This is a genomic window from Nocardia sp. NPDC056611 (assembly GCF_042792755.1).
Lineage (GTDB): Bacteria > Actinomycetota > Actinomycetes > Mycobacteriales > Mycobacteriaceae > Nocardia.
The window spans coordinates 578,190-603,035 of sequence record NZ_JBHTVV010000003.1; the positions used below are offsets into that span (position 1 = coordinate 578,190).

Here is a 24,846-nt window from a genome sequence, read left to right on the forward strand (position 1 = left end):
CCCCAGCCCCCTCACCCGATTGCCTCATTTCGCCGTGCCATCCCGCTGACCGGGCGTGCCGTGTTGGATGGCCCTCCGCTTCGCTCCGCGCGGGTTCTCGTGATCCTCCGAGCGAGTGGCGGGTGAGGCGCCGGGGCGTACCCATTCCGGTCATCGGGATGGGACTTGGGGGTGCGGGGCGTCACACGGCACCCTCGTTGTAGTGGAACCGTCGGGGGGACGGATATTGCCCGGCAGGCCGCTCGAGCAGCGGCGGAGCGCTGGAGTGCGAATGAATCCAGAATCTCGAAGGAGTGACATGACGGCCGGAACGGAGCTTGCGCAGCGCCAGGACCTCGCGGCGGGCGCGACCACCGTTGTCGAACTCGACGGCGCGTGCGGCTTGTCGCGGGACAAGATCGGCGGCAAGGCGTGGAGCATCGATCACATGCGGGCGCTCGGGCTGCCGGTGCCGCCCGCGTTCGTGATCACCACCGACGGCTGGGCCGACTACACCACCCGCGGCGCCATCGCCGAGGAGATCTGGGCGCAGGTGCTCGAGGGCATCGCCATGATCGAGCGCGGCACCGGCCGCCGCTTCGGATCGGCGGACCGCCCGCTGCTGGTGTCGGTGCGTTCGGGCGCGGCGATCTCCATGCCCGGCATGATGGACACCGTCCTCAACCTGGGTATGACCGACGCGGTGCAGCAGGCGCTGGCCGCCGAGACCCGCAACCCCGGCTACGCGGAGGACACCCGCTCCCGCTTCGTGCACCAGTACCGCGAGACCGTGCTCGGTGACGCGAACGGCGTCGTCCCCGCCGACCCGTGGGATCAGCTGCGCGGCGCCATCGAGGCCGTGTTCCGGTCCTGGGATTCCCCGCGCGCCAAGACCTATCGCGCTCACCGCGGCCTGGCCGACACCATGGGCACCGCGGTCACCGTGCAGGCCATGGTGTTCGGCAACCTCGACGAATCGTCCGGCACCGGTGTGCTTTTCAGCCGCAACCCCAACACCGGCGACACCCCCGTCTACGGCGAGTGGCTGGTCGGCGGGCAGGGCGAGGACGTGGTGTCCGGCCGCCTGACCCCGCGCCCGCTCGACGACCTGGCCGTCACCCAGCCCGCCGTGCACGAGCGGCTCATCGCCGCCGCCCAGCTGCTGGAGCACGACGGCCGCGACCTGCAGGACATCGAGTTCACCGTCGAGTCCGGCGCCCTGTGGCTGCTGCAGTCGCGTCCGGCCAAGCGGTCGGCCCGCGCCGCGGTGCGCACCGCCGTCGCCATGGTCGAGGAGGGCCTGATCAGCGCCGACGAGGCCCTGGACCGGGTGACCCCCGATCAGGTGCGCGAAGTGCTGCGCCCCGCCTCCGGTGACACCGGCGGCCAGGAGCCCCTGGCCCGCGGCGAATCCGCCTGCCCCGGACTGGCTTCCGGCGTGGTCGTGACCGATCCCGACGAGGCCGAGGCCCGCGCCGAGGCGGGCGAGGACGTCATCCTGGTCCGTCCCACCACCAGCCCCGACGACCTGCACGGCATGATCGCCGCGCGCGCCATCGTCACCGAACTGGGCGGCACCACCTCGCATGCCGCGCTGGTGAGCCGCGAACTGGGCCGCCCGTGCGTGGTCGGCTGCGGCCCGGGTGTCGTGGCCGCGCTGACCGGCAAGAAGGTCACCGTCGACGGCGGCGCCGGTCTGGTGCTGCCCGGCGAGGTCGTCGCCAAGCCGGTCGAGCAGTCCGTGCTCGACGACGTGCGCCAGCTCGCCCAGTGGGCGGGCGTGGACGGCGAACAGCTGGCCGAGCGCCTGGAAAACCGTTCCGCCGCAGGCGAGAACGCCGAGCAGGAGGAAATGACCGCCGTGAACGCTCCCGTCACCGAACTGGCCGTGCTGCGGCTGGTCGGCATCAAGGGCCGGGTGAACGCCGACAACCTGGCGCTGAGCCTGTTCGCCGACACCGCCGAGATCGCCTCCTGCTGTGAGGATCTGGTGACCGCGGGCTACTGCGCCACCACCCCGGCCGGTTTCCGCATCACCCCAGAGGGCCGCCCGCGCCTGGAGCAGCTGCTCGCCGAGGAGCGCGGCACCGTCGACGCGGCCGCCATGACCGCCGCCTACGACGAGTTCTGCGTCTTCAACGCCGATCTGAAGGTCATCATCACCGACTGGCAGATGAAGGACCCGGCCACGGTCAACGACCACGCCGACGCCGACTACGACGCCTCGGTGCTGGCCCGCCTCAACGGGACCCACCAGACCCTGCGTCCGCTGATCGCCCGCCTGGGCGGCCTGGCCCCGCGCCTGTCCCGCTACCTGGATCGCCTGGACCGCGCCGTCGAGCGCATCGGCGAGGGCGATCACACCTACGTGGCGCGTCCGATCATGGACAGCTACCACACCGTGTGGTTCGAGCTGCACGAAGACCTGATCGGTCTGTGCGGCCTGACCCGTGCCGAAGAGGCGGCGGCCGGCCGTGCCCACTGAGCCCGTAGCGACCGACGCGCCCGTGACCACCGACGCCGTGACCGGCCGCTGGATCGACTTCGCCCAGATCGACAATGTCCGTGACCTGGGCGGCCTGCCGGTCGCCGGCGGCGGCACCACCCGTTTCGGCATCGTGCTGCGCTCGTCCACCCTGCAGCAGGCCACCTCCGGCGATCTGTCGCAGCTGGTCGACACGCTGGGCCTGCGCACGGTCATCGACCTGCGCCTGCCCGACGAGGTGGAGCGCGAGGGCTACGGCCTGATCGGCGATTCCGCGGTGCACATCGCGAACCTGCCGATCCGCAAGTCGCCCCAGTCCTCCTTGGCCGCACGGGATCTCGTCCCCGACAAGACCCGCGTCGACCTGACCGAGCTCTACGGTCAGCTGCTCGGCGGCAGCGGCGAGCACATCGTCGAGTCGGTGCGCCTCATCATCGACCCGGCCCGCCACTCGGTGCTGTTCCATTGCGCCGCGGGCAAGGACCGCACCGGCGTGCTGGCCGCGGTCCTGCTGGACGCGGTCGGCGTTCCCGCCGAGGCGATCGCCCACGACTACGCCCTCACCAACGAGCGCATCCAGAAGGTCCGCGACCGTCTCGACGCCCTCCCGTCGTATGAGGGCCTGCCGCAGACGAATACCGGCATCCTCGCGGTCTCCCCGGAGGTCATGCTCGGCTTCCTGACGAACCTGCACGCCGAGCACGGCGGTGCCGGCGCGTGGCTGCTCGCCAACGGCCTCACCGAGTCCGAGCTTGAGCGCCTGCGCGAGGTGCTGGTCGCCTAGGCGGCCCGTTTCTCGAACACCACGTCGCCGCCCTCGCCCGGGGTGATGAACGGCAGCAGCCGTTCCGCCTCGGCGCGCAGGGCGGCTTCGTCGTCCGCGGCCAGGGCGTGCCACGGCGTGATCCGGATGGTCGACCCGGCCACATCCCAACGGCCGTGCACGAATCCGTCGATCAAGTACATCGGCACACCGCCCGACGCGATCTTCGCGATCCGGGTGCGATCCTCATCGCGGATGATCCGCCGCCGATCCCGATGCCCGAGGCAGGAATTGTCGAAGGCGGGCAGAAACCGCACCGGCGCAGGCGAATCCGCCGCCGCGATCGGAGCGTCCGGCACGTCGAAGAGCTCGCGCCCCGCATCATCCCGGAACACCCGGAGCTCGCCGCGCATCCCCTCGACCACCTCCGCGAGCTTGGTCACCCCCGCGAACTCCTGGATATCGCCCACGGTCGCCGGACCATAGGCCGCCAGATAGCGCCGGACCAGGGTCCGCGGTTCCGGTCCCTCCGCCAGCGGCCCGCCCACGACCTGCTCGGCCAGCGACACCGACACCGACCGTCCCCGCCACGCGCCCCACGCTCCCGCGCCGGGGTGATGCACCAGGGGCTGGACGACGCCGAGACCGTGGACCAGGTCGCGGGCCCCGCGTCCGGGGAACCGCTCCGAGAGCAGCTTCCCCAGATCCCGCCGGGACACGGCCCTGCCGTCCAGCAATTCCTTTCCGGCCGCACCGAATTCGGCGATGTCGAGACCGTCCATCGCATCGCGCAGGTAGACCGAGCGCAGTGTCGGCTCGACCGCCGGGCGCACGGTCGGATACAGCCACCGATAGTCCTGGGCGTCGGTCAGATGCACGGTGCGCCTGATCGAGGTGGCGCGCACCACGGTTCGCTCCTCCAGCAGCGCCGACAGCTCCTCGTGCCGGAATTCGCTCAGCCGCGACCACAATCCCACATACGGCCAGTTCGGCTCCTGCCCCTGCACCGCGACGAGGTGCCGGATCAGGTCGGCGACGGGCATCGCGGTTCGTTCGTGCAACCGCTGACGCAGCAGCAGGGTGCGGTTTAGGGTTCGCAGCGAGAGTTCCGGCATGAATCCAGTGTCGAAGGCGACTAGGACAGTTCTTGTCCTACATGGAGGGCGGGTCATGGGCGCGGTGCGGGCGGGGGAGTTCCGGCACATCTATGACCCCAGCGAGGCCGGTCAGCGGTGGTACATCAACGATCATTCGCTGATCAGGGATGGGCGGGGGCGGTGGCATCTGTTCGGGATCACGCATCCGGAACCGGCCGATCCCTTCGACGAGACCGAGTTCGCGCACGCCACCGCGGACGATCCGCTCGGGCCGTGGACCAAGCATCCGTCGGTGCTGGAGGTGGACCGGGAGCGGGGAGAGCGGCATCTGTGGGCGCCGTTCGTCGTCCACGCCGGGGACCGGTACTGGATGTTCTACGACGGCGGCGGAATCGACCGCACCGCAACGGGTATGGGGCTGGCCACCTCCACCGACCTGTTCCACTGGCGGCGGCATCCGGGGAGCCCGGTGTTCCGGGACGGCTACGACGCCCGGGACCCCATGGTGCTGCGGGTCGGCGACGAGTGGGTCATGTACTACTGCGCCACCGGCACCCCCGCCGGCGGGAATCATGTCGTCGCCTATCGGACCAGTCCGGACCTGGTGCGGTGGGGCGAGCGCCGCATCGCCTACATCGATCCGGCGACCGGGACCGGGGCGGGCAATACCGAGTCACCGTTCGTGGTGCGGCACGGGGACGCCTGGTACCTGTTGATCGGTCCGCGCCCGGACTATGTCGGCACCGAGATCTTCCGCAGCGACAATCCCTTTCACTTCGACACGTCCAACCGCGTGGGGCATATCCGGGCCCACGCCGCCGAGGTGATCACCCATGACGGCGGCCTGTGGGTGACGCATGCCGGGTGGGGGCAGGGTGGAGTCGCGCTGGCTCCCTTGATCTTCCCGGACTGACCCGAAAATCCGATTTCGGGCGTGGCGGGCGGTCTGAACTGGGATTCTGGACGGTGAGTCGAGAGTCCCACCCAGTGCTGACGATCAGAACGTTGCGGGGAGGCAGGCACCATGGCCCGAATCGGCGTGATCAGTCTTTCCGACGGCCGCGATTATGTGCACGGCGGCATCGTCGGATTCATCAAGACGGCGGAAGATCGGCTGGTGGCCGAGCTGACGGCCGCCGGACACACCGTGATTCGAGGCCGGGAGCCGGTCGCGAGCAATGACCGGGCGGTCGAGGTCGCCCGGCGGGTGGCGGCCGCGGGGGTGGATCTGACCGTGCTGCACTACGCGGTGTGGGCGTTCCCGCACTTCACCATGCTGGCGGCGGGCGCGCTGCGGGGGCCGCTGCTGCTGTTGTCGAACATCGACCCGGTGCAGCCGGGCATGGTGGGGATGCTGGCCGCGGGCGGGGCCCTCGATCAGATCGGGCGCGAGCACGCCCGGCTGTGGGGCGACCCGGCCGATCCGGAGCTGGTCGCGGCGATCGGGGTGCGGGCGCGGGCCGCGGCGGCGGTCGCGGGATTGCGCGGCAGCACCTTCGGGCGGTTCGGCGGGCGGCCCATGGGGATGAACACGGCGGTGGCCAATACCGATCAATGGCAGCGGGTGTTCGGGATCGACGTGGAGGAGATCGACCAGTGGGAGATCGTGCGCCGCGCCGACCAGGCCGACGCCGGCGAGGCGCGGGCGGCGCGAGAATGGCTGGAGCGCAATGCCGCCGGGGTGCACTACGACGGGGTCAAACTGACGCCGGACCTGCTGGAGCGGCAGCTGCGCTCGTACCTGGCGGTGCGGGACCTGATCGCGGAATGGCGGCTGGACTTCTCCGGCATCAAGGGCCAGCCGGAACTGACCCAGTACTTCGCCACCATGGACATCACCGAGGCCTTCCTCAATGACCCGTACGACTGGAACGGGCCCAAACAGCCGCACGTCTGCGCCACCGAGGCCGATATGGACGGCGCGCTCACCATGCAGCTGCTCAAGCAGATCTCCGGCACCCCGGTGCTTTTCGCCGACGTCCGCCACTATCACGCCGACCGCGACATCTGGGATCTGTGCAATTCCGGCCAGCACGCCACCTGGTACGCGGCCCGCAGCGACGACCCGGCCGAGAACCTGGCCCGGGTGCACCTGTACCCGGAGGTGTTCTTCTTCCCGGCGGGCGGCGCGTCGGTGCACCACCTGGCCGCGCCCGGCGAGATGACCTTCGCCCGCCTCACCCGCCGCGACGGCGACTACCGCATGCAGCTCATGCTCGGCGCGTTCGAGACCTACGACGACGCCACCAACGAATCGTTGATGAAGCAGTCCACCTGGGAGTGGCCGCACGCCTTCGCGCGCCTGGACGCCGACGCCGGGGACTTCCTGTCCCGCTTCGGCGCCAACCACATTCACGCCGTCCCCGGTGACCAGCGCGCCACCGTGCGCGCGGCCTGCGATCTGCTGGGCGTCACCCTCGACGAGTTCACCCGGGCGGGCTGACATGCTCCTCGGCATCGATATCGGCACCTCCGGATCCAAGGGCGTCCTCACCGACCGGGACGGCGTGGTCGCCATGCGCGCCGAACGACCGCACCGGGTGTCGACGCCCCGGCCCGGCTGGGTGGAGCACGACGCGGAGACGGTGTGGTGGGCCGACTTCGTGGGCATCGCCCGCGACCTGGTGGCGGCCGCGGACGGCGCACCCATCGAGGCGCTCGCGGTGAGCGGCATCGGCCCGTGCCTGCTGCCCGCCGACGCGGACGGCCGCCCGCTGCGGCCCGCCATCCTGTACGGGGTCGACACCCGCGCGGGCGTCGAAATCGAGGAACTGGACGCGGAATTGGGGCCGCTGACCGTGCTGGAGCGGTGTGGGTCGCCGCTCACCAGTCAGGCCGTCGGCCCGAAGCTGCGCTGGCTCATCCGGCACGAGCCGCGGGTGTGGTCCGCCACCCGAATGCTGTTGATGGCCGGCTCGTTTCTCGTGTACCGCCTGACCGGCCGTTACGTCCTCGACCACCAGTCCGCCAGCCAGTGCGTCCCCATGTACGACCTGATGGCCCGCGACTGGGCCACCGACTGGGCCGAATCGGTCGCCCCCGGCCTGCGTCTGCCCGAATTGGCCTGGCCCACCGAGATAGTCGGCCGCGTCACCCCCGAGGCGGCGGCCGCGACCGGGCTGCCCGTGGGGCTTCCGGTCACCACCGGCACCATCGACGCCTGGGCCGAGGCGGCCGGGATCGGCGTCCGCGCCCCCGGCGACTGCATGATCATGTACGGCACCACCATGTTCCTCACCCAGGTGCTCGCCGACCCGCGCCCGCAGCCGGGGCTGTGGACCACCTGCGGAATTTGGCCCGGCACCTACACCTCCGCCGCCGGGATGGCGACCTCCGGCGCGGTCACCGACTGGCTGCGGTCCCTCACCGGCAGCGACTTCGCCGAACTGCTCGACGAGGCGGCCCACGTCCCGCCCGGCTCCCGCGGCCTGCTGGTGCTGCCCTACTTCGCGGGCGAACGCACCCCGCTGTTCGACCCGAACGCCCGCGGTCTGATCGCGGGCCTCACGCTCGCCCACCAGCGCGCCGACCTCTACCGCGCCGTCCTGGAGGGCATCGGTTACGGGGTCCGCCACAATCTGGAGGCGATGGCCGCGGCCGGCGCCCCCGCGACCCGTCTGGTGGCGGTCGGAGGCGGCACCAAGGGGGGCCTGTGGACCCGCATCGTCTCCGATATCACCGGTCTGCCGCAACAGCTTCCGGCCGACACCGTCGGCGCGGCCCTCGGCGACGCGCTGCTCGCCGCGGAGGCCCTGGGCCTGGACACCTCGGCCTGGAACCCGATCATCGCCACGATCGAACCGGATCCCGACACCACCGCGCACTACGGCCCGTACTACCGCCACTATCGATCCCTGTACGAGACAACGAAATCCACCGCCCACTTCCTCGCCCGGGAGCAACACCGCGCCGCGCCGTGATCTCGGCTAGGGTCCGACACGGAGGTGGGGCGGATGGCCAGATATCACCGCATCGCGGGACAGGACCTGGGTCGGCTGGGCGCGCTCAGCGACGGAATCTTCGCTGTGGCAATGACTTTGCTCGTGCTGGAGCTGCACGTCCCCGAGAGCGAGACCTGGCGTCAGCGCGCCCTGTGGACCTCCGGCGCGGCCGCCGACGAGGAGCCGGTCTGGCATGCCCTCACCCATGTCGGCCCCCAATTCCTCATCTGTTTCCTGGGTTTCCTCACCCTGGGCATGTTCTGGATCGGCCAGCAGACCCAACTCGGCCTGATGGATCGCGCGGACCGCACGCTGACCTGGATCCATCTGATGTTCCTGTTCGGCGTCTGCATGGTGCCCTTCGCGACCGCCCTGCTGGCCGCGTTCCCGCAATCGCGCCTGGCGCTGCTGGTCTACTGGGCCGACCTGCTGTACCTGGGACTCGCGCAACTCGCCGCCCTGCGCTACGCCCGCCGCGCCGGCCTGCTCACCGCCGACGCCGCCCCCGAGGACCTGACGGCCATCCGCCGCCGCATCGGAATCGTGCAATTCCTGTACGCGGCGGCGGTGGCATTGTGCCCGATCAGCACCTACCTCAGCATCGGCCTGATCATCGCCCTGCAGGTGAATTCCGCTGTGTCCCCGCGGATCCGGCCCCTCGACCGCTTCTGACCGGCTAGGCGGTCGCGGCGAATCCGGCGCGCAGATCGGCGAGGATGTCGTCGATCCCCTCGATTCCCACGGCCAGGCGGATCAGGCCCGGCGTGACACCCGCCGCGAGCTGCTGTTCCGGGGTCAGCTGCGAATGCGTGGTCGAGGCCGGGTGGATGACCAGCGAGCGCACGTCACCGATATTGGCGACATGGCTGTGCAGGGTCAGGGCGTCCACGAAACGCTTGCCGGCGTCCACTCCGCCCGCCAGCTCGAACCCGATGATCGCGCCGACGCCCCGGGGAGCCAGCTGCTTCCCGCGCTCGTACCACGGCGAGGAAGGCAGGCCCGCGTAGGAGACGGCCGTGACTTCGGGCCGCCCGGTGAGGAACTCGGCCACCGCGGTCGCATTGGCCACGTGCCGCTCGAGGCGCAGGCTCAGCGTCTCCAGCCCCTGGCTGATGAGGAAGGCGTTGAACGGCGAGATCGCCGATCCCAGATCGCGCAGCAGCTGCACCCGCGCCTTGAGCGCGTAGGCGGGCGCGCCGAGGTCGGCGTAGACGACGCCGTGGTAGCTGGGATCGGGTTCGGTGAAGCCCGCGAATCGTCCACCGCGCCAGTCGAACGTGCCGCCGTCCACGATCACGCCCGCGACGGCCGCCCCGTGCCCGCCCAGGTACTTGGTCGCCGAGTGCACGACGATGTCCGCGCCGTGCGCGAACGGCTGGATGAGGTACGGGGTGGCGACGGTGTTGTCGACGATGAGCGGAATCCCCGACCCGTGCGCGACCTCCGCGATCCCGGGGATATCGAGAAGGTGGTTCTGCGGATTGGACACCGTCTCCCCGAAGAACGCCTTGGTGTTCGGCCGGATCGCCGCCCGCCACTGCTCGAGATCGTCCGGATCCTCGACGAAACTGACCTCGATGCCCAGCTTCGGCAGCGTGTACCGGAACAGGTTGTAGGTGCCGCCGTACAGCCGCGGGCTCGACACGATGTGATCCTCGGCCCCCGCCAGGTTCAGGATCGCGAAGGTCTCCGCCGCCTGCCCCGACGCCAGCAGCAAGGCGGCCACGCCGCCTTCGAGCGCCGCGATCCGCTGTTCCACCGCGTCCTGGGTGGGGTTCATGATGCGGGTGTAGATATTGCCCGGCTCGGCGAGCCCGAACAGCGCGGCGGCGTGGTCGGTGTCCCGGAACGCGTACGACGTGGTCTGGTAGATCGGCAGCGCGCGGGCGCCGGTCACGGGATCGGGCTGCTGCCCGGCGTGGATCTGTTTGGTCTCGAAACTCCAGGTGGCGCTGGGGTCTTCGGGCAGGACGGACTCGGTCATGGGGGCCTCCGGTGGGTGGTGGTGCTGCTACTGGGTGACGAGGGTGGTCTCGACCGGGGTGCGGCCGGTGGTGAGGTCCAGGACGGGGCAGTGCTCGTCGACGGCCCGCTGCAGTTCGGCGTAGCGCGCGGCGGATTCGGGACCGTTGACCCGGACGGTGACGCGGACCGCCTGGAAGCCGGGCCGGACCGTGTCGTCCAAGCCGAAGAAGCCGCGCACGTCGAGGTCGCCCTCGGCTTCGATGGCCAGGTCGTCGATGGTGATGCCGAGGCGCTGCGCCCAGAACCGGTAGGTCACCACCTGGCAGGCGATCAGCGAGGCCAGATACACCTCCACCGGGTTGGGAGCGGAGCCGTCGCCGCCCAGGGCGGGCGGCTCGTCCACGCGAATCGTATAGCGGCCCAGCGCGATTGCGCTGCCGACTGTGCCCTCCGGAGTGCCCGCGGCCCGGAAGATCACGGTGGCCTGGGCGGGGTCCGCGGCCACCGCACGGCCGGTCGCCTCGACGATATCGTTCAAAGGGGTGCTCAGCTCGGTCGTCATACCGCGTGAAGCTACGACTCAGCGACCGGTGCTGACGATGGTTGAACTCGCCGTGAGCGCAATAGCCGGTAGGTATCCCGGGCCTCGGCTACCTGTTCGTCATGTGATGGTTGCCAACTGGACGGTCGTTCGGCAGACACGGTGACACCGGGGTGGTATGAATTCGCGGTGGCATGGACTTTGCGGCTCAGCGAGGACGAAGAAGCTGCGCTGGGTGCGCAGGCGGCGATGGAAGGGCGATCCAAACAGGAGATCGCCCGCGACGCCATCCGGAACTACATCACGCGACACAAGACCTGGGATGACTACCTGTCGGACGGGCCGGTCGTCTACGGGAACGTAAGTTATTGAGGTTGCTCTCGGAGCTTTCGCTGCTCGTCATGTGGCGTCGATGCCTCACCAGTCGTGGCTCGGATATCTTCTCCTGACGGGTGGGTTTGCTGTGTGATGAACTGCTGTACCTCCGATCGGGGTGCTCCGCTGACCGATTCGGCGAAGTAGGAGCCTGACCACAGGCGCGTTTCGTTCCAGTACGCGAATCTCAAGCCCTCGAACTCTTTTCGCAGGAGTCGTGAGGATACGCCCTTGAGGGAGTTGACAAGCCTCGACACCTGTACCTTCGGCGGGAACCGAACCAGAAGGTGTGCGTGGTTGGTGCCACCGTCGAACTCCACCAGTTCGCACTCGAAGTCCTCGCAAACGTGCCGCATCACCGTCTCCATCCACCGCAGATGGGCGTCGGTGAACAGCGGGCGCTGATACTTCGTTATGAAAACCAAATGCGTATACAGGCGCGAAACTACCTGTCTGCCAGGGCGAAAACGGTCGTCGCCATCCATGGAACCAAATAGTATTGGAGCTGTGCAGCGGCGGTACAACTTCCGCATCTATCCGACACTCGGCCAGACGCTGGCTCTGGCTAGGGCGTTTGGTTGTGCGCGAGTTGTTTTCAATGATGCACTTCGGGCACGCCGAGACGCTCACGCGGCCGGGCGCCCGTACATCAGTGATGCGGCGCTGTCGAAGGCTCTCACCGAAATGAAGAAGACTCCCGAACGCGCCTGGCTGTCGAGGGTGTCGTCGGTCGTGCTGCAGCAGGCTCTCGCTGACCTGAACACTGCCTACCGCAACTTCTTCCAATCGATCATCGGACAACGCGGCGGTGCGCGAGTGGGGCCGCCCCGCTATCGGTCAAAGAAGGACAATCGGCAGGCGATCCGATTCACCCGCAACGCCGGCTTCAAGCTCACACCCAGCGGGAAGCTGCGCCTTCCCAAGGTTGGCGATGTGCGGGTGCGTTGGTCCAGATACCTCCCATCCGACCCGTCCTCGGTGACCGTGATCAAGGACGCTGCCGGGCGGTATTTCGTGTCGTTCGTCGTGGAGGTCGCCGATGAACCGTTGCCCGAGCTTCCTACCGACGTGGGTATCGACCTGGGGCTCGCCACGTTCGCCGTCATGTCGGACGGGAAGACAATCGAATCGCCGAAGTTCTTGCGGCGCGCTGAGCGTCGCCTTCGAGGGGCGCAGCAGGCGTTGTGCCGGAAGCAGAAGGGATCGGTGAATCGGTCGAAAGCCCGTGTACGGGTGGCGAAGATTCACGCTCGTGTGCGGGATGCCCGCCGCGATTGGTTGCATAAGCACACCACCACGCTGATTCGCGACAACCAAGCGATCTATGTGGAGGACTTGTGTGTGAGGGGATTGGCTAGGACTCGGCTCGCCAAGAGTGTGCACGACGCGGGATGGGGCCAGTTCACCCGGCTTTTGGAAGAGAAGGCAGCCAGGTATGGGCGCGTCGTCATCAGAGTAGATCGGTTCTACCCATCGTCACAGATGTGCTCGGCATGCGGACGGGTGAGTGGGCCGAAACCGCTGCACGTGCGGGAATGGACGTGTGTGTGCGGTTCAGATCACAACCGTGACCTGAACGCCGCGCTGAACATCCTCGCCGCCGGACGGGCGGAGAGGCTAAACGCCTCCCAGGCAACTGGGCGACACCCACGCGGTGTCGGTGGAGGCCGGGTAAGACCGGGACGACCTGTTCCGGCACCTGCCGATGAAGCAGGAACCCACCGAGGTGCCACACGAGGCACGGTAGGAATCTTCACCTCTGAAGGTGCGGAGGACGTCAAGGGTAGTAGGTGTCTCTGATCTCGGTGTAGCGCTGGCGGATGGCGGCGCCGACTCCCGCTGCCAGGGTGTGGAATTCGGTGCCCGGCGGGGTGGGCCAGCGGGGTGGGCGGGGGCCGCCGCGCAGCGCCCAGGCGGCTTGACGGGCCGCGCCCAGGGCGACGTACTCGCTCGGGTTGGGGACCGTGACGGTGCGGCCGAAGATGGTCGCGGCCGCGTGGGCGATGAGGCGGGAGCGGGATGCGCCGCCGATCAACAGGATTCGATGCGGGACCGTCGGCAGGCGGTCCAGGGCCTCGGCGATATTGCAGAGCATGCCCTCGATGGCGGCGCGGGCCAGATGGTGCGGCCGCATGGTGTGCGGGCGCAGGCCGTGCAGGCTGCCGGTGGCGTGCGGCAGATTCGGGGTGCGCTCGCCCGCGATATAGGGCAGCAGCGTGAGACCGTCCGCGCCCGCGGGGGATTGCGCGGCCAGCACTTCCAGCCCGGACACGTCGGTGCCGAGCAGGACCGCCGTCGCGTCCAGGACCCGGGCGGCATTGAGCGTGCAGACCAGCGGCAGGAACGCGCCGGTCGCGTCGGCGAACCCGTTGACCGCCCCGGAGGGATCGGCGCTGGGCGACGCGGCCCGGGTGAACACGGTCCCGCTGGTGCCCAGCGACACCACCACGTCCCCGTCCGCGATGCCCAGTCCCAGGGCCGCGGCCGCGTTGTCGCCGGTGCCCGCGGCCACCAGCCGCCCGCCCGGCGTGTGCCCGGCGATCTCGGCGGGCGCGAGCACCCGGGGCAGCGCGGGACTGCGGCCGCGGAAGGCCATGGTCAGCAGGTCGGTCCGGTAGGCGCCGGCGGCCGGGGACCAGTACCCGGTGCCGGAGGCGTCGCCGCGATCGGTGGTGGGCTCGGTCGCCGGATCGCCGCCGCGCAGCTGCCAGGTCAGGTAGTCGTGGGGGAGCAGCACCCGGACCGTCCGGTCGGCCAGTTCGGGTTCGTGGTCGGCGAACCAGCGCAGCTTGGCCACGGTGTGCGCGGCCAGCGGCACACTGCCCACCGCGTCCGCCCACGCCTGCGGCCCGCCCAGCTCGCCCACCAGCTGACTGGCCGCCTCCGCCGAGCGAGTGTCGTTCCACAGCAGCGCGTCCCGCACCGGATGCCCGGCGGCGTCGAGCACCACCAGCCCGTGCTGCTGCCCGGCCACCGCGATGGCCTCGACATCGCGCATCATGCGGTCACAGGCCGCGCGCAGCGCCTCCCACCACATGGCCGGTGGCACCTCGGTGCCGTCGTGGTGCGGAATCTGGCGCTGCCGCAACACCGTTCCGGTATCGGCGTCGCACACCACGATCTTGCAGGACTGAGTGGAGGAGTCCACTCCGGCAACGACCGCCATTGGCCACCACCCTCTATCGTGCCGCCCGTCCGGGATGCAGCTGGATCTTGCGTCCGGTGCCCGCGCGGAAGGTCCGCAGGGCATCGCCGAATTCCTCGAGGGCGAAGTCGTGGGTGATCACGGTGTCCGCGTCGATCACGCCCTCGCCGAGCAGGTCCACCGCCCGGCCGAAACTGTGCAGTACCGCCATGGATCCGACGATGGTGATCTCGTCGTTGTAGATCCGGAACGGCGAGACGCTGGCCCGCGCCGCCGCCGGGGCCACCCCGAACTGCAGATAGGTGCCGCCGCGCCGCACCCGCGAGAGCCCGTCCTCGATCGCGGCCACCGTTCCGCTGCAATCGATCACGATCTCCCAGCCCTCGGGCCGGTCCATGTCGTCGGCCGACACGGTGGCCGCGTCCGCGCCCAGGGTGCGGGCGACGGCCAGCCGGTCGGCATTGGTGTCCACCATCGACACCGAGGCCGCGCCCGCCGCTGCGGCCAGTTGCTGCATGAGCAGCCCCATGGTGCCCGCTCCGTAGATCAGATAGTGCGAGCCGAGTCGGCGTGGCAGCCCATCGAATCCGTGCACCGCGCACGAGAGCGGTTCCACCAGCGCGCCGTGCGCGGGCGACACGTGCCCGGGCAGCCGATAACAGTTGGCGGCGGGCACTTTCACGTACTCGGCCATGGCGCCGTCCACGGTGTCGCCGATGGCGCCCCAGTTCTCGCACAGATTCCCGCGCCCGATCGCGCAATAGTGGCAGCGGCCGCAGAACAACGACGGATCCACCGCCACCCGATCGCCGATCCGCACCCCGGCCGCGTCCGCGCCGAGCGCCACCACTTCCCCGGCGAATTCGTGTCCGGGCACGATCGGATAGGGGGTGGGCGGGAATTCGCCCTCGACGATATGGATATCCGTCCCGCATATCCCGACAGCGTCCACCCGGATCACGACCTCACCGGTGCCGGGTAGCGGATCCGGCACCGATTCGACCGAGAACTGTCCGGGCTTCTCGACGACCAAGGCACGCATAGCAATACCATGCACCCGCGTGCCACGCGCTCGACGCGTTTTACGCAATAGCAATCGCATTCTTTCTGCTGTCCCACAATCGTTACGGGAGATGCGGGGGATCAGGGGAGCGATTGATACCAGAAGGCGGTGGATGCCACGTGGGCTCGGTCCAGCGGTAGGTAGTGGCCGTCCTCGCGCCAGCCCAGCGCCTGCACGGTGGCGCGCAACCCGGACTCGAAACAGATGGGGTCGGGAATGTGCCAGCGGTACATGCCGAATCGCTGGTGCGGCTCGTAGATTCGATGCGGCGGCAGCACCTGCGGCATGCCCAGATAGGCGGTGGAGTAGGGGCGATATGCGCCGTCGAGGTCGAAATTCCAGGCCCCGCCGAAATAGTCCTCGGTCCCGGTGCCGCAGAGGGTGGGGAATTCGGTGTCGTCGTCGAGATAGAACTTGAGCTCGCCCTCGCCCCACCAGCCGGTGGCGCGCGGCTGCACGGCCAGATATGTGCCGGCATACCGGCCGGGGCCGCCGTCGATCTCGACGATCGGATGTTCCGCGGGCGTGCCCAGCGGATCGGAGCAGCGCCACCGGGTGTGCAGATACCCGGCGGCGCCCGGTAAGTCCTCTTCCAGATAGGTGATCTGGTAGTACACCGGCGCGGCCCGGTCGGACCCGTTGTGCAGGGTGATCAGCGCGCGGGAGTGGAACGGCATGGGCCAGTAGCTGTTCAGACCGCCCGCGGGCGCGACCACGATCAGGGCGGAGTCGACGAGCGCGAGCTGATCCCAGCCGTTGCAGAAGAAGTCGCCGAGCGGCACCGCGACGGCCGGTTCCGGCGCGTCGTCCCAGTACATCTGGAGCGTGAAATCGCGCAGCAGCGTGCGATCGGTGGTGAGCCACAGGTGCCGGATCACCCCGGGCCCGGAAAGGTCGGCGAGCGTGGCGGTTTCGCCGGGTCGCAGGTCGATGGACGGCGAGACCTTCCAGCCCCGCCCCAGCCCCGCCGCCGCGAACGCGCCGGTCCCGGAGATGGCCCGGCCGCCCCGACCGGGCTCACCGGTCGGGTTCTCCGCGCTCACCGAGCGGGTGCGCCGCCCGTCCAGCTGCCAGATCTCATGCACCATGCGTATTTTCGCATGTAGATCGGCAGTGGGAAGCGGACATGGGGCGGACACGCGAATGCCGACGCCGTCCCACACCCGGCGTCGGCATTCAGGGGTACTGCTAGGCCAGCTTCGACTTCAGGGTCGCGAGGGTCGCGGCGTCGATGCCCAGGCCCTGCGACAGGAAGTTGTCGAAGGAACCGAAGGTGGCCTGGACGGCGTCGAAGGCGGAGTCGAGGAAGGCGCGGTCGACACCGAGGACCGGCTCGAACAGCGACGGGTCCGTGACCAGGCCGGCGTGGACCAGGCCGTCGAGGGTGGCCTTGTTGGCGGCGGCCAGGTTGTCGTTGGAGTCCAGGTAGTCGTTGTAGACCTGGCCCTTGTTGGCGCCCAGGGCGGTCAGCAGGATGGCCGACATCCAGCCGGTGCGGTCCTTACCGGCGGTGCAGTGGAACAGCACCGGGCCGTTGGCGTTCGCGATCTCCTTCAGCGCAGCCGAGAACTGACCACGCGAGGTGGCGTCGGTGACCAGCCACTTGTAGTAATCGATCATGTACTGGCTGCCCTTGCCGTCGCCGAGCAGCTGCTGCTGGACCTCGGGGCCGCCCTGCACGGCCTTGGCGAAGAACAGGTAGAAGTCGTTGTTCGGGTCGTAGACCGGCAGCGACTTGGCCGGGATGGAGGCCGGCAGCTTGTCCGGGTTCTGCGAGCGCTCGATCGGGCTGCGGAAGTCGATGATCTCGGCGATGCCCGCCGACACCAGCTGCTGCTGCTCACCGGCGCTGAGCTTGTTCAGGGCATCGGAGCGGTAGACCGAGCCCACCTTCGTCTTCGCGCCGCCGCCGAGCGGGATGCCGCTCAGGTCACGGGCGTTCGGCGCGGTGGCCAGGTTCAGCGAGACGCCCTTGGGGGTCTGCAGCACCGGCACCGGCGCGGCCACCGCGGGGGTGACGGCGATCGGGGTGATGGCGATGAGCGCTGCGGCTACGCCGGTCAGGGTGCCGCGTACGGCGCGCGAGATCGTCACTGGGGGTATTCCTTTCGATCACGGACCGGGTCGTGGGGTCAATGCCCCGGTCCGGGCTTTGCTGCGCAAGAAGGAGACTGGTTGGTTTGTGTTGTGGACCGACCGGCCTCGGACGCGAGCGCGGCGCGCCCGAGGCGGTTCGGTTGCGGGCCCGCCTATTCGGCGTCGGCCAGCAACGTGATGGTCCCGGCCGCGCCGTCCACCCGGACTCGCTGGCCGTCCTGCAGGCCGGTGCTGGCGGTCTTGGCATCCACCACACAGGGGACGCCGAACTCGCGGGCCACGATGGCGGCGTGCGAGGCCGCGCCGCCGATATCGGTGACCACCGCGCCCGCGTAGGCGAACATGGCGGTGTGGCCGGTGTCGGTCACCGAGGCGACCAGGATGTCGCCCGGCTCGATGTCGTCGTCGAGGGTCAGCACACGCTTGACGGTGCCCTCCACCACGCCCGGGCTCACGCCGAGACCGGTGATGGTCTCGCCCACCGCGATCGCGCCGGAGATCTCCTCCGGCTCCCACGGGCCGTTGACCACGTCGGGCATGCGGAGAGCCTGGAAGCGGGTGCGCTCGTCCCGGCGGCGCGCCACGCGCTCCTTCAGATCGGCCGGGGCCCACAGGATCTCGTCGAGGTTCAGGAACACCGAGTCCTCGATCTCGGTGAGCTTGCCCGCCTTCACCAGGCGCGCGGCGCGCTCCTGGGTGGCCAGGCGCAGGCAGTTGGTGACCCGGACGACGGCGTCGCGGGCGCGCTCGCGGTAGACGGTCGCGCCGACGGCCATCTTGGCGGTGCGGCTGGTCGGCTCCGGCACCGGCTCGCGGTGCGGCGCGGGCATTTCCGCGGCCCGCCCGGCCGCGGTGACCAGCAGTTCGGGACGGTCGCCGAAGGTGCTGTTGATGAGCTCGCACTCGCCCGGACCGCGGTGGCCGATCGTGGCCAGCTCCTGGTCCAGGGCCTTGGAGAACTCCGGCGACTTCTCGCGGGCCGCGCCCACGTCACCGGTCTTGGCCAGCGCCTGCAGTCCGGCGTCCTTGCGGCACACGGCCGCCAGCCGCTCCACGGCCAGCATGGTCTTGGCCGACTCCAGGCGGTTCAGGTCGATCTTGACCTCGCCCTTGTGGGCGGCGGTGGCCGCGCCGGTCATCATGACGCCGATGGAGGCCGCCTGCCACGCCTGGTTGAGACGGTCGCGCCAGAGCAGGGCGCGGGCGTGCAACTGCTCGTCGGTGAGCTCGGAGATCTGGTCGCGGTTCAGCGCTTCCGCGTGCGAGGCGGCATTGATCAGCTCGGCGGTCTTGCTGTACTGCAGGGCGGTCGAGGCGACCCGGCCCATGGCCTTGAAGGTGCCCGCGCGGGCGGCCATACCGGTCGGCATGGAGGGACGGCCCTTGGGGTGCAGCTCGAGGTCGCCGATGGTGCCGTAGACGTCGCGGCGCACGCTCTCCTCGTCCCAGCCGGGCATGTTCTCGGCCGAGAAGACGCCGATGGAGGCGTTGATGTACATGTGGTGGCCGAGCACGCTGGTCACGCGGGACACCCAGTGCTCGAGCGCGATCCCCTCGATGGCGATCATGTGGCCCATCGCCTCGTTGCCCAGGCGGATGGCCCCGGCCTGCAGGTCGATGGTGAGCGGGGTGAGCGGGCCGGGCAGCGCCTCGGAGGTGTTGGTGGCGGTGTAGACCGGGATGCGGTCGTCGACCAGGTCGTCGAACTCGCCCTGAAGCCCCTCGGGGGCGGCGGAAGTCAGCTGGTAGCCGTCGGAGGTCGGGGCGTTCTGCGGCACCACGTGGGTCGGCAGCGGGATCGCGCCGCGGCGGCTGCGGAAGCCGGAGCCGCCGCTCTTGCGGCCGTGCAGGCCGCGCGCGGTGTCGGCGATGACCTCGGTGGCGTTCCAGCCGTAGCGGAAGCCCCACTCCTCGCGGGCCGCGCTCGCGTCGACCTTGGTCTGGGTCGCCGACGACTTCGGCAGCCACGCACCGTATTTCACGCCCGCCTCGGACAGGATGCGCTTGACCTCGGCGCTGGACACCTCGCCGGGCGCGGCCAGCTCGACCACGCCGCCGCGCTGCGACAGCGCCGCCAGCACCAGGAAGCGCTCCAGGTCGTCGTAGTGCAGCACCTGCACGCTGCCCTTGCCGCCGGCGGTCAGGCTCTCCAGGGTGCGCCAGCCGCCGTGATCGACGCGGCGGCCCGCCACCAGCGCGGTGCGCACGATGAGCGCGTCGGCGCCGGAGCCGGCCACGATCTTCTCGACGCTCGAATCAGCGCCCGCCGCAACGGGAACCACGAGGCGCGCGCCGGATTCCTGGGCCGCCTTCGCGATCGCCGCGACCGCGGGGCCCGCCAGGTGCACGATCGCGTCGGCCCCGGCCGCGGCCCGCGCGCACACCTGCGCGTCGGACAGGTCGCCGACGGTCACCTCGACCCGCGAGTCCACGTAGCGGTGCCGCTGCCGGTCCAGACCGGATACCTCGTGGCCGGCGGCCAGCAGCATGCGCGCGACGGCGCGGCCGCTCGGCTCGGTGACTCCGGTGACCAGAATCCGCATTGACTCTCCTCCTCGTGCAGGCGTCCCCAACCACAGTGACGCCGTTCACACACCATCCCCATTGCACGAGGGTGTGACGGGTCGCAGTCCCGTTGAACGGGATCGGCGAATCGGTCAGCAAGATGGACCGCTAAGGAATGGCGGTCGGAGCGGGCACCGTCGAGGCATGACAGTGCGGAATTCGGTCACGCCGCGGGCGGCCGGCGAGGTGGGCCCCTACGACATCGAGACCGATGTGCTGATCGTCGGCTACGGCGCGGCCGGGGCCGCGGCGGCCTTCGAGGCCGCGCACGCGGGCGCGCGGGTGCTGATCGTGGACCGGGCGGGCGGCCCGGGCGGCGCGTCGGCCAACTCCGGCGGCGAGATCTACCTCGGTGGCGGCACCCCGATCCAGGTGGCCTGCGGCTTCGACGACACCCCCGAGGCCATGGCCGCGTTCCTGAAGGCCGCGCTCGGCGCGGGCGCGGACGCCGCCAAGATCGACGAGTACTGCGCGGGCAGCGTCGAGCACTTCCACTGGCTGGTCGACCGCGGCGTGCCGTTCAAGCCGACCATGTGGGACGCCCCCACCTGGGTGCCGCCGACCGATGACGGCCTGATGTGGCTGGGTGAGAACAGCTGGCCCTTCACCGAACTGGCCCACCCCGCCCCGCGGGGGCACCGGCCCACCGCCAACGACTTCGGCGGCAAGCTGCTCATGGAGTGCCTGGCCGCCGCAGCCGAGGCCGCCGGGGCCACCACTCGATTCGACACCTCTGTCAGCACGCTCATCGTCGATGAGGACGGCGTCGTGGTGGGCGCGGTCGCGCGCCGCTACGGCGAGGAGATCACCATTCGCGCCCGGCGCGGAATCGTGCTCACCACCGGTGGTTTCGTCGACAACGACGCCATGCTCGCCGCCCACGCGCCGCAGCTGCTCGGCCACACCAAGGTCAGCGCGGGCACCGACGACGGCTCCGGCATCCGGATGGCCCAGGCGCTGGGCGCGGCCGTGCGCCACATGTCCGCCGGGCAGGTCGGCATGTCGCTGATCCCGGGGCTGGCCGTGCGCGGCATGGTGGTCAACGCGCTGGGCCGCCGTTTCGTCAACGAGGACACCTATCCGGGCCGGATCGGCCAGCATGCGCTCTACCGCCAGAACATGGGCGGCAGCTGGGCGGGCGACGACACCGCGGTGTGGGTCATCGTCGACGAGGAGGGCTTCGAGGACGTCCCCGAACCCCAGCGCTGGGGCGTGCGGCCCACCCACGTCGCCGAGACGGCCGAGGAGCTCGAGGAACTCACGGGCCTGCCCGCGGGGTCGCTGACCACCGCCATCGGCCGCTACAACGAATTCGCCCGGCAGGGCGCGGATCTCGATCACCACAAGGCCGCGCGCTGGCTGCGGGAACTCACCCCGCCGCTGGCCGCCATCGACGTGAAGGCCGGGGTCCGCCCGCCGTCGGAGGCCGGTGACCGGCGCGGCACCGGCGCCTCGGTGTTCACCCTGGGCGGTCTGCACACCGATCTCGACGGACACGTGCTCGACCACGACGGCAAGCCGATCGCGGGTCTGTACGCCGCGGGCCGGGCGGCCAATGGCCTGCACGGTTTCGGCTACATCTCCGGAACCTCCCTCGGCGACGGCACCTTCTTCGGTCGTCGCGCCGGCACCGCCGCGGCCCGGCGCGCCTGAGCCATCCGCCGCCCGGCGCCTCGGCCCGACGGAAATGGTCGGTGGTCCAGTTGATTGCCGAGAGCCGGGATCGGGCACGCCGATTGGTTCTAGACTCGCTCGCTATGGATGTGCACTCGCGGCAGTTGCGGTATTTCGTCGCGGTGGCGGAGGACCTGAGTTTCACGCGGGCCGCGCAGCGGCTGCACGTGGCGCAGCAGGGGTTGAGTGCGCAGATCAAGCAGTTGGAGCAGGCCCTGGATCTGGTGCTGTTCATCCGGACCACGCGCAGTGTGGAGCTCACCGCGGCGGGCGAGGCGCTGCTCGAGGGCGTCCGCAGTGCGCTGACCACCTTGGGCCTGGCGGTCGAGCAGGCGCGGGTGGCGCAGCGGCGCGAGTCGGACCGGCTGGTGCTCGGGTTCCTCGAGGGCGCGGCGCTGACGCTCACCGAGCCGATCCTGGCGGCCTTCCGGGAACGGCATCCGGACGTGACCGTCGATATGCGGCAGTTCACCTACGAGGAGCCCGCCGCCGGACTGGCCGACGGCAGCGTGGACGTGGCCTTCGCACGACTTCCGTTCCGCGCGGACGGAATTCGCGTCGAACCGCTGTTCTCCGAGCCGCTGGTGGCGCTGGTGCCCGCCGGGCATCCGCTGACCGAACTGCCCGAGGTGCGGGTGCGGGACCTGCTGGACCAGCCGCTGCTCGGCGCGGACAACGACGATCCGGTGTGGAATGCGTTCTGGGAGTTGCACGATCACCGCGGCGGCAATCCCGCGCCGGTGGTGTCGCGGTCGAAATCGCTGCTGGAGGAACTGCACAAGGTGTCGGCGGGCGTCGGCGTGGTGCTGACCGTCGCCTCGGCGCGTTGGATGCCGTTTCCGCGGGTCCGGTTGCTGCCGATTGTCGATGCCCCGCGCAACGAGGTAACCGTCGCCTGGCCCGCGGAACACGAATCCCCGCTGGTGCGTTCGTTCGTCGAGATCGCGCGGGAGGTCCGGGCCGCGCGTCCGGAACTGGTCGAGCTGCTCGAACGGCCCGATTTCGAGGATCGCACGCTGCCCGCCCACCTCTGATTGACAAGTGCCGCTTGTCAATCACCGAAGAATAGCTGTTTCACTTTGCTGGGGGAACGCCTTACTGTTGCCAGACGTGGGCGGACAACGCGGGGGGCTGCGTCGTCCACCGCGAACCTCCCTGCGGTTCGTGGCCGCCTCATTGTTCCCGATGAGGCGCACCCTCATTACCCGATGAGGGAATCTCGGATACCCGGCGCCGCCGGACACCGGCTTGAGCCCCCGGCGTCCGTCGGCGCCGGTTTCGTCCGCGCGTGTCGCTGCGGCCCGGGCGAGTCCAGGCGACCAGACTCGGAGACATGACGGCCGACAGTCAGGACCTCGACAAGCCCGCTGACGAGAAGCCCGCTGACGAGAAGCCCGCCGACGACGCGCAGCCGGACACCCGATCGTTCCCGTCTCGCGTGTGGGCGGTCATCGCCCGCGTGGAACGCGCGATCAACCCGAACTATCCCGGCCTGATCGTGGCGTGGATCTTCTTCCTGTGGGCGGTGTCGCCCTCCCTGCTGCCCCGGACCTGGCTGTTCGAGGGTCTGGTCTGCGGGATCAGCGCGGCCATCGGCTACGGCGTGGGCTGTGTGCTGGCGTGGGCGTTCGCGAAGTGGGTGCAGCCGCGGCTGCCCGACTCCGCCGAGGGCCTGGCCACACTGTGGAATCCGAGCGAAACCACCCGGGCCGTCGGCAAAGTCGTGATCCTGGTCGGCACCATCGTCGGCGCCGCGCTGGTGCTGGCCCGGTCGGCTCGCTGGCAGCGCGACCTCGAAACGCTGATGGGGATGGAACCGACCACCACGTCGAGCTACCTGCGCGCCGAACTGGTGGCCGCGGCCACCCTCGCCCTGGTGATCGCCGCGTACCGCGTGGTGCGGTGGCTGATCCGGCTGATCGTGCGGTTGCTCAATATCGACTGGCACATTCCGCGCGGCCTCGCCTACCCCGGCGCGGTCGTCGTGGTGGGTGTGCTGGCGGTGCTGCTGTTCCAGGGCGTCCTGGCGAAAGCCTTCTTCGCCACGGCCAATTCGGCGTTCAGCCTGCGCAACGGCAAGACCTCGGAGAGCGCCGTGCAGCCGCAGCTGCCCGAAAGGTCCGGCAGCCCACAGTCTCTGGCCGGATGGGACACCCTCGGTTCGGAGGGCCGCTGGTTCGTGGCGACCGCGCCGACCGCCGAGCGGATCGCGCAGGTCACGGGAAAGCCCGCGCGCGAACCGATTCGGGTGTACGCGGGCCTGGACTCGGCGCAGCAGCCCGAGGACATCGCCGCCCTGGTGGTGCGTGAACTCGACCGCACCCACGCCTTCGACCGCAAGGTGCTGGTCGTGGTGACCACCACCGGCACCGGCTGGGTGGACTCCACCACCGCCTCCTCGATCGAGTACATGTACGGCGGTGACAGCGCCATCGCCGCCACCCAGTACTCGTATCTGCCCAGCGTGCTGTCGTTCCTGTCCGACCGCGAGAAGGCCACCGAGTCCGGGCGACTGGTCATCCACGCCGTCCATGAGCGGTGGGCCCAGCTGCCCCCGGAGCACCGGCCGAAACTGCTGGTCTACGGCGAGAGCCTGGGCTCGCAGGGCTCCGAGGGCGCGTTCTCCGGACTCGACGACATCCGCAGCCTGGTGGACGGCGTGCTGTGGGTGGGCCCGCCCAACTCGAATCGCATCTGGAGCCAGATCGAGCAGCGCCGCGACGTGGGGACGCCGGAGATTCTGCCGATCTACGCCGACGGCCTCATCGTCCGCTTCGCCGCCACCGCACCGGATCTCGGCCGCCCCGACCGCCAGTGGATCGACCCGCGCGTGGTCTACCTGCAACACGCCTCCGACCCCATCGTGTGGTGGTCGCCGGATCTGCTGTTCACCCAACCGGATTGGCTGAAGGAACCGCGCGGCAAGGACGTCTCCAAATCCATCCGCTGGTGGCCCATCGTCACCTTCTGGCAGATCAGCGCCGACCTCGCCAACGCCCAGGGCGTGCCCTCGGGCCACGGCCACCGCTACGGCGACCTGGTCCTCGACGGCTGGGTCGCCGTCGCCCAGCCGACCGACTGGAACCCCGGCCTCGACGCCGCCATCCGAAAGGCCCTCGACGAGGACATCACCTGGGAGTACGCCCACAAGTAGAT

Annotated in this window: 20 protein-coding genes; 11 read left to right on the forward strand and 9 right to left on the reverse strand. The window is 69.9% G+C overall.

Features of this window, described 5'->3' with window-relative positions; translation table 11 throughout:
• Window positions 1–298: 298 nt before the first annotated feature.
• Together ACFRAQ_RS19125 and ACFRAQ_RS19130 are read left to right on the forward strand one after the other, a co-directional pair.
• On the forward strand, window positions 299–2,464 hold the full coding sequence (locus tag ACFRAQ_RS19125) for a pyruvate, phosphate dikinase (protein WP_379101290.1): 2,166 nt from the start codon (window positions 299–301) through the stop codon (window positions 2,462–2,464).
• A gap of 22 nt (window positions 2,465–2,486) precedes the next feature.
• Complete coding sequence (locus tag ACFRAQ_RS19130; protein ID WP_379101292.1) at window positions 2,487–3,248, forward strand: tyrosine-protein phosphatase; 762 nt, start codon at window positions 2,487–2,489, stop codon at window positions 3,246–3,248.
• Here ACFRAQ_RS19130 and ACFRAQ_RS19135 read toward each other — a convergent pair.
• Complete coding sequence (locus tag ACFRAQ_RS19135; protein WP_379101294.1) at window positions 3,245–4,342, reverse strand: winged helix DNA-binding domain-containing protein; 1,098 nt, start codon at window positions 4,340–4,342, stop codon at window positions 3,245–3,247. The two genes, ACFRAQ_RS19130 and ACFRAQ_RS19135, sit on opposite strands and share 4 nt — an antisense overlap.
• Before the next feature lie 55 nt (window positions 4,343–4,397).
• On the opposite strand from ACFRAQ_RS19135, the gene ACFRAQ_RS19140 reads away from it, so the two are divergent.
• The 4 genes from ACFRAQ_RS19140 (at window position 4,398) to ACFRAQ_RS19155 (ending at window position 8,937) form a co-directional block, all read left to right on the forward strand.
• Entirely contained in the window at window positions 4,398–5,237 is an 840-nt protein-coding gene (locus ACFRAQ_RS19140) for a family 43 glycosylhydrolase (RefSeq protein ID WP_379101296.1), read from the forward strand.
• A 111-nt stretch (window positions 5,238–5,348) separates the two neighbouring features.
• The gene (locus ACFRAQ_RS19145; RefSeq protein WP_379101298.1) at window positions 5,349–6,767 is read left to right on the forward strand and encodes an L-fucose/L-arabinose isomerase family protein; all 1,419 of its coding nucleotides are present in this window, start codon (window positions 5,349–5,351) and stop codon (window positions 6,765–6,767) included.
• 1 nt (window position 6,768) lies between these two features.
• The gene (locus tag ACFRAQ_RS19150; protein ID WP_379101300.1) at window positions 6,769–8,244 is read left to right on the forward strand and encodes an FGGY-family carbohydrate kinase; all 1,476 of its coding nucleotides are present in this window, start codon (window positions 6,769–6,771) and stop codon (window positions 8,242–8,244) included.
• Between the two features lie 33 nt (window positions 8,245–8,277).
• Entirely contained in the window at window positions 8,278–8,937 is a 660-nt protein-coding gene (locus ACFRAQ_RS19155; protein WP_379101302.1) for a TMEM175 family protein, read from the forward strand.
• A 4-nt stretch (window positions 8,938–8,941) separates the two neighbouring features.
• Here the strand turns inward: ACFRAQ_RS19155 and ACFRAQ_RS19160 are convergent, their stop codons facing one another.
• Both ACFRAQ_RS19160 and ACFRAQ_RS19165 read right to left on the reverse strand, forming a co-directional pair.
• Window positions 8,942–10,249, reverse strand: a complete 1,308-nt coding sequence (locus ACFRAQ_RS19160; RefSeq protein WP_379101304.1) for a bifunctional o-acetylhomoserine/o-acetylserine sulfhydrylase — start codon at window positions 10,247–10,249, stop codon at window positions 8,942–8,944.
• A 27-nt stretch (window positions 10,250–10,276) separates the two neighbouring features.
• Window positions 10,277–10,792 carry an OsmC family protein gene (locus tag ACFRAQ_RS19165; RefSeq protein ID WP_379101306.1) on the reverse strand — a complete coding sequence of 172 codons (516 nt, stop codon included), beginning with the start codon at window positions 10,790–10,792 and terminating at the stop codon, window positions 10,277–10,279.
• 168 nt (window positions 10,793–10,960) lie between these two features.
• On the opposite strand from ACFRAQ_RS19165, the gene ACFRAQ_RS19170 reads away from it, so the two are divergent.
• A complete protein-coding gene (locus tag ACFRAQ_RS19170) occupies window positions 10,961–11,143 on the forward strand; it encodes a ribbon-helix-helix protein, CopG family (protein WP_379101308.1) in 183 nt (60 codons plus the stop codon).
• Here ACFRAQ_RS19170 and tnpA read toward each other — a convergent pair.
• Window positions 11,137–11,631, reverse strand: a complete 495-nt coding sequence (gene tnpA, locus ACFRAQ_RS19175; RefSeq protein ID WP_379101310.1) for an IS200/IS605 family transposase — start codon at window positions 11,629–11,631, stop codon at window positions 11,137–11,139. The two genes, ACFRAQ_RS19170 and tnpA, sit on opposite strands and share 7 nt — an antisense overlap.
• A 22-nt stretch (window positions 11,632–11,653) precedes the next feature.
• Between tnpA and ACFRAQ_RS19180 the strand changes: the two genes are divergently transcribed.
• Window positions 11,654–12,946 carry an RNA-guided endonuclease InsQ/TnpB family protein gene (locus ACFRAQ_RS19180; RefSeq protein ID WP_379101312.1) on the forward strand — a complete coding sequence of 431 codons (1,293 nt, stop codon included), beginning with the start codon at window positions 11,654–11,656 and terminating at the stop codon, window positions 12,944–12,946.
• On the opposite strand, the gene xylB is transcribed toward ACFRAQ_RS19180, so the two are convergent.
• The 5 genes from xylB to ACFRAQ_RS19205 all read right to left on the reverse strand — a co-directional run bounded on the left by xylB (window position 12,924) and on the right by ACFRAQ_RS19205 (window position 19,994).
• Window positions 12,924–14,312: a xylulokinase gene (xylB, locus tag ACFRAQ_RS19185; protein ID WP_379101314.1), complete on the reverse strand. Its 1,389-nt coding sequence runs from the start codon at window positions 14,310–14,312 to the stop codon at window positions 12,924–12,926. The two genes, ACFRAQ_RS19180 and xylB, sit on opposite strands and share 23 nt — an antisense overlap.
• A 13-nt stretch (window positions 14,313–14,325) precedes the next feature.
• The gene (locus ACFRAQ_RS19190) at window positions 14,326–15,333 is read right to left on the reverse strand and encodes a zinc-dependent alcohol dehydrogenase family protein (RefSeq protein WP_379101316.1); all 1,008 of its coding nucleotides are present in this window, start codon (window positions 15,331–15,333) and stop codon (window positions 14,326–14,328) included.
• A gap of 101 nt (window positions 15,334–15,434) precedes the next feature.
• The gene (locus ACFRAQ_RS19195) at window positions 15,435–16,439 is read right to left on the reverse strand and encodes a glycoside hydrolase family 172 protein (RefSeq protein WP_379101318.1); all 1,005 of its coding nucleotides are present in this window, start codon (window positions 16,437–16,439) and stop codon (window positions 15,435–15,437) included.
• A 103-nt stretch (window positions 16,440–16,542) separates the two neighbouring features.
• The gene (locus ACFRAQ_RS19200) at window positions 16,543–17,448 is read right to left on the reverse strand and encodes a tyrosine-protein phosphatase (protein ID WP_379101320.1); all 906 of its coding nucleotides are present in this window, start codon (window positions 17,446–17,448) and stop codon (window positions 16,543–16,545) included.
• Between the two features lie 155 nt (window positions 17,449–17,603).
• Window positions 17,604–19,994, reverse strand: coding sequence for a PEP-utilizing enzyme (locus ACFRAQ_RS19205; RefSeq protein WP_379101322.1), 2,391 nt, complete (start codon window positions 19,992–19,994; stop codon window positions 17,604–17,606).
• 166 nt (window positions 19,995–20,160) lie between these two features.
• On the opposite strand from ACFRAQ_RS19205, the gene ACFRAQ_RS19210 reads away from it, so the two are divergent.
• The 3 genes from ACFRAQ_RS19210 to ACFRAQ_RS19220 all read left to right on the forward strand — a co-directional run bounded on the left by ACFRAQ_RS19210 (window position 20,161) and on the right by ACFRAQ_RS19220 (window position 24,844).
• Window positions 20,161–21,669 carry an FAD-dependent oxidoreductase gene (locus ACFRAQ_RS19210; RefSeq protein ID WP_379101324.1) on the forward strand — a complete coding sequence of 503 codons (1,509 nt, stop codon included), beginning with the start codon at window positions 20,161–20,163 and terminating at the stop codon, window positions 21,667–21,669.
• A 104-nt stretch (window positions 21,670–21,773) separates the two neighbouring features.
• Window positions 21,774–22,724 (forward strand): LysR family transcriptional regulator, encoded by a 951-nt coding sequence (locus ACFRAQ_RS19215; protein WP_379101326.1) that lies wholly within the window; start codon window positions 21,774–21,776, stop codon window positions 22,722–22,724.
• A gap of 299 nt (window positions 22,725–23,023) precedes the next feature.
• Window positions 23,024–24,844 (forward strand): alpha/beta hydrolase, encoded by a 1,821-nt coding sequence (locus ACFRAQ_RS19220; protein WP_379101328.1) that lies wholly within the window; start codon window positions 23,024–23,026, stop codon window positions 24,842–24,844.
• Window positions 24,845–24,846 lie beyond the last annotated feature (2 nt).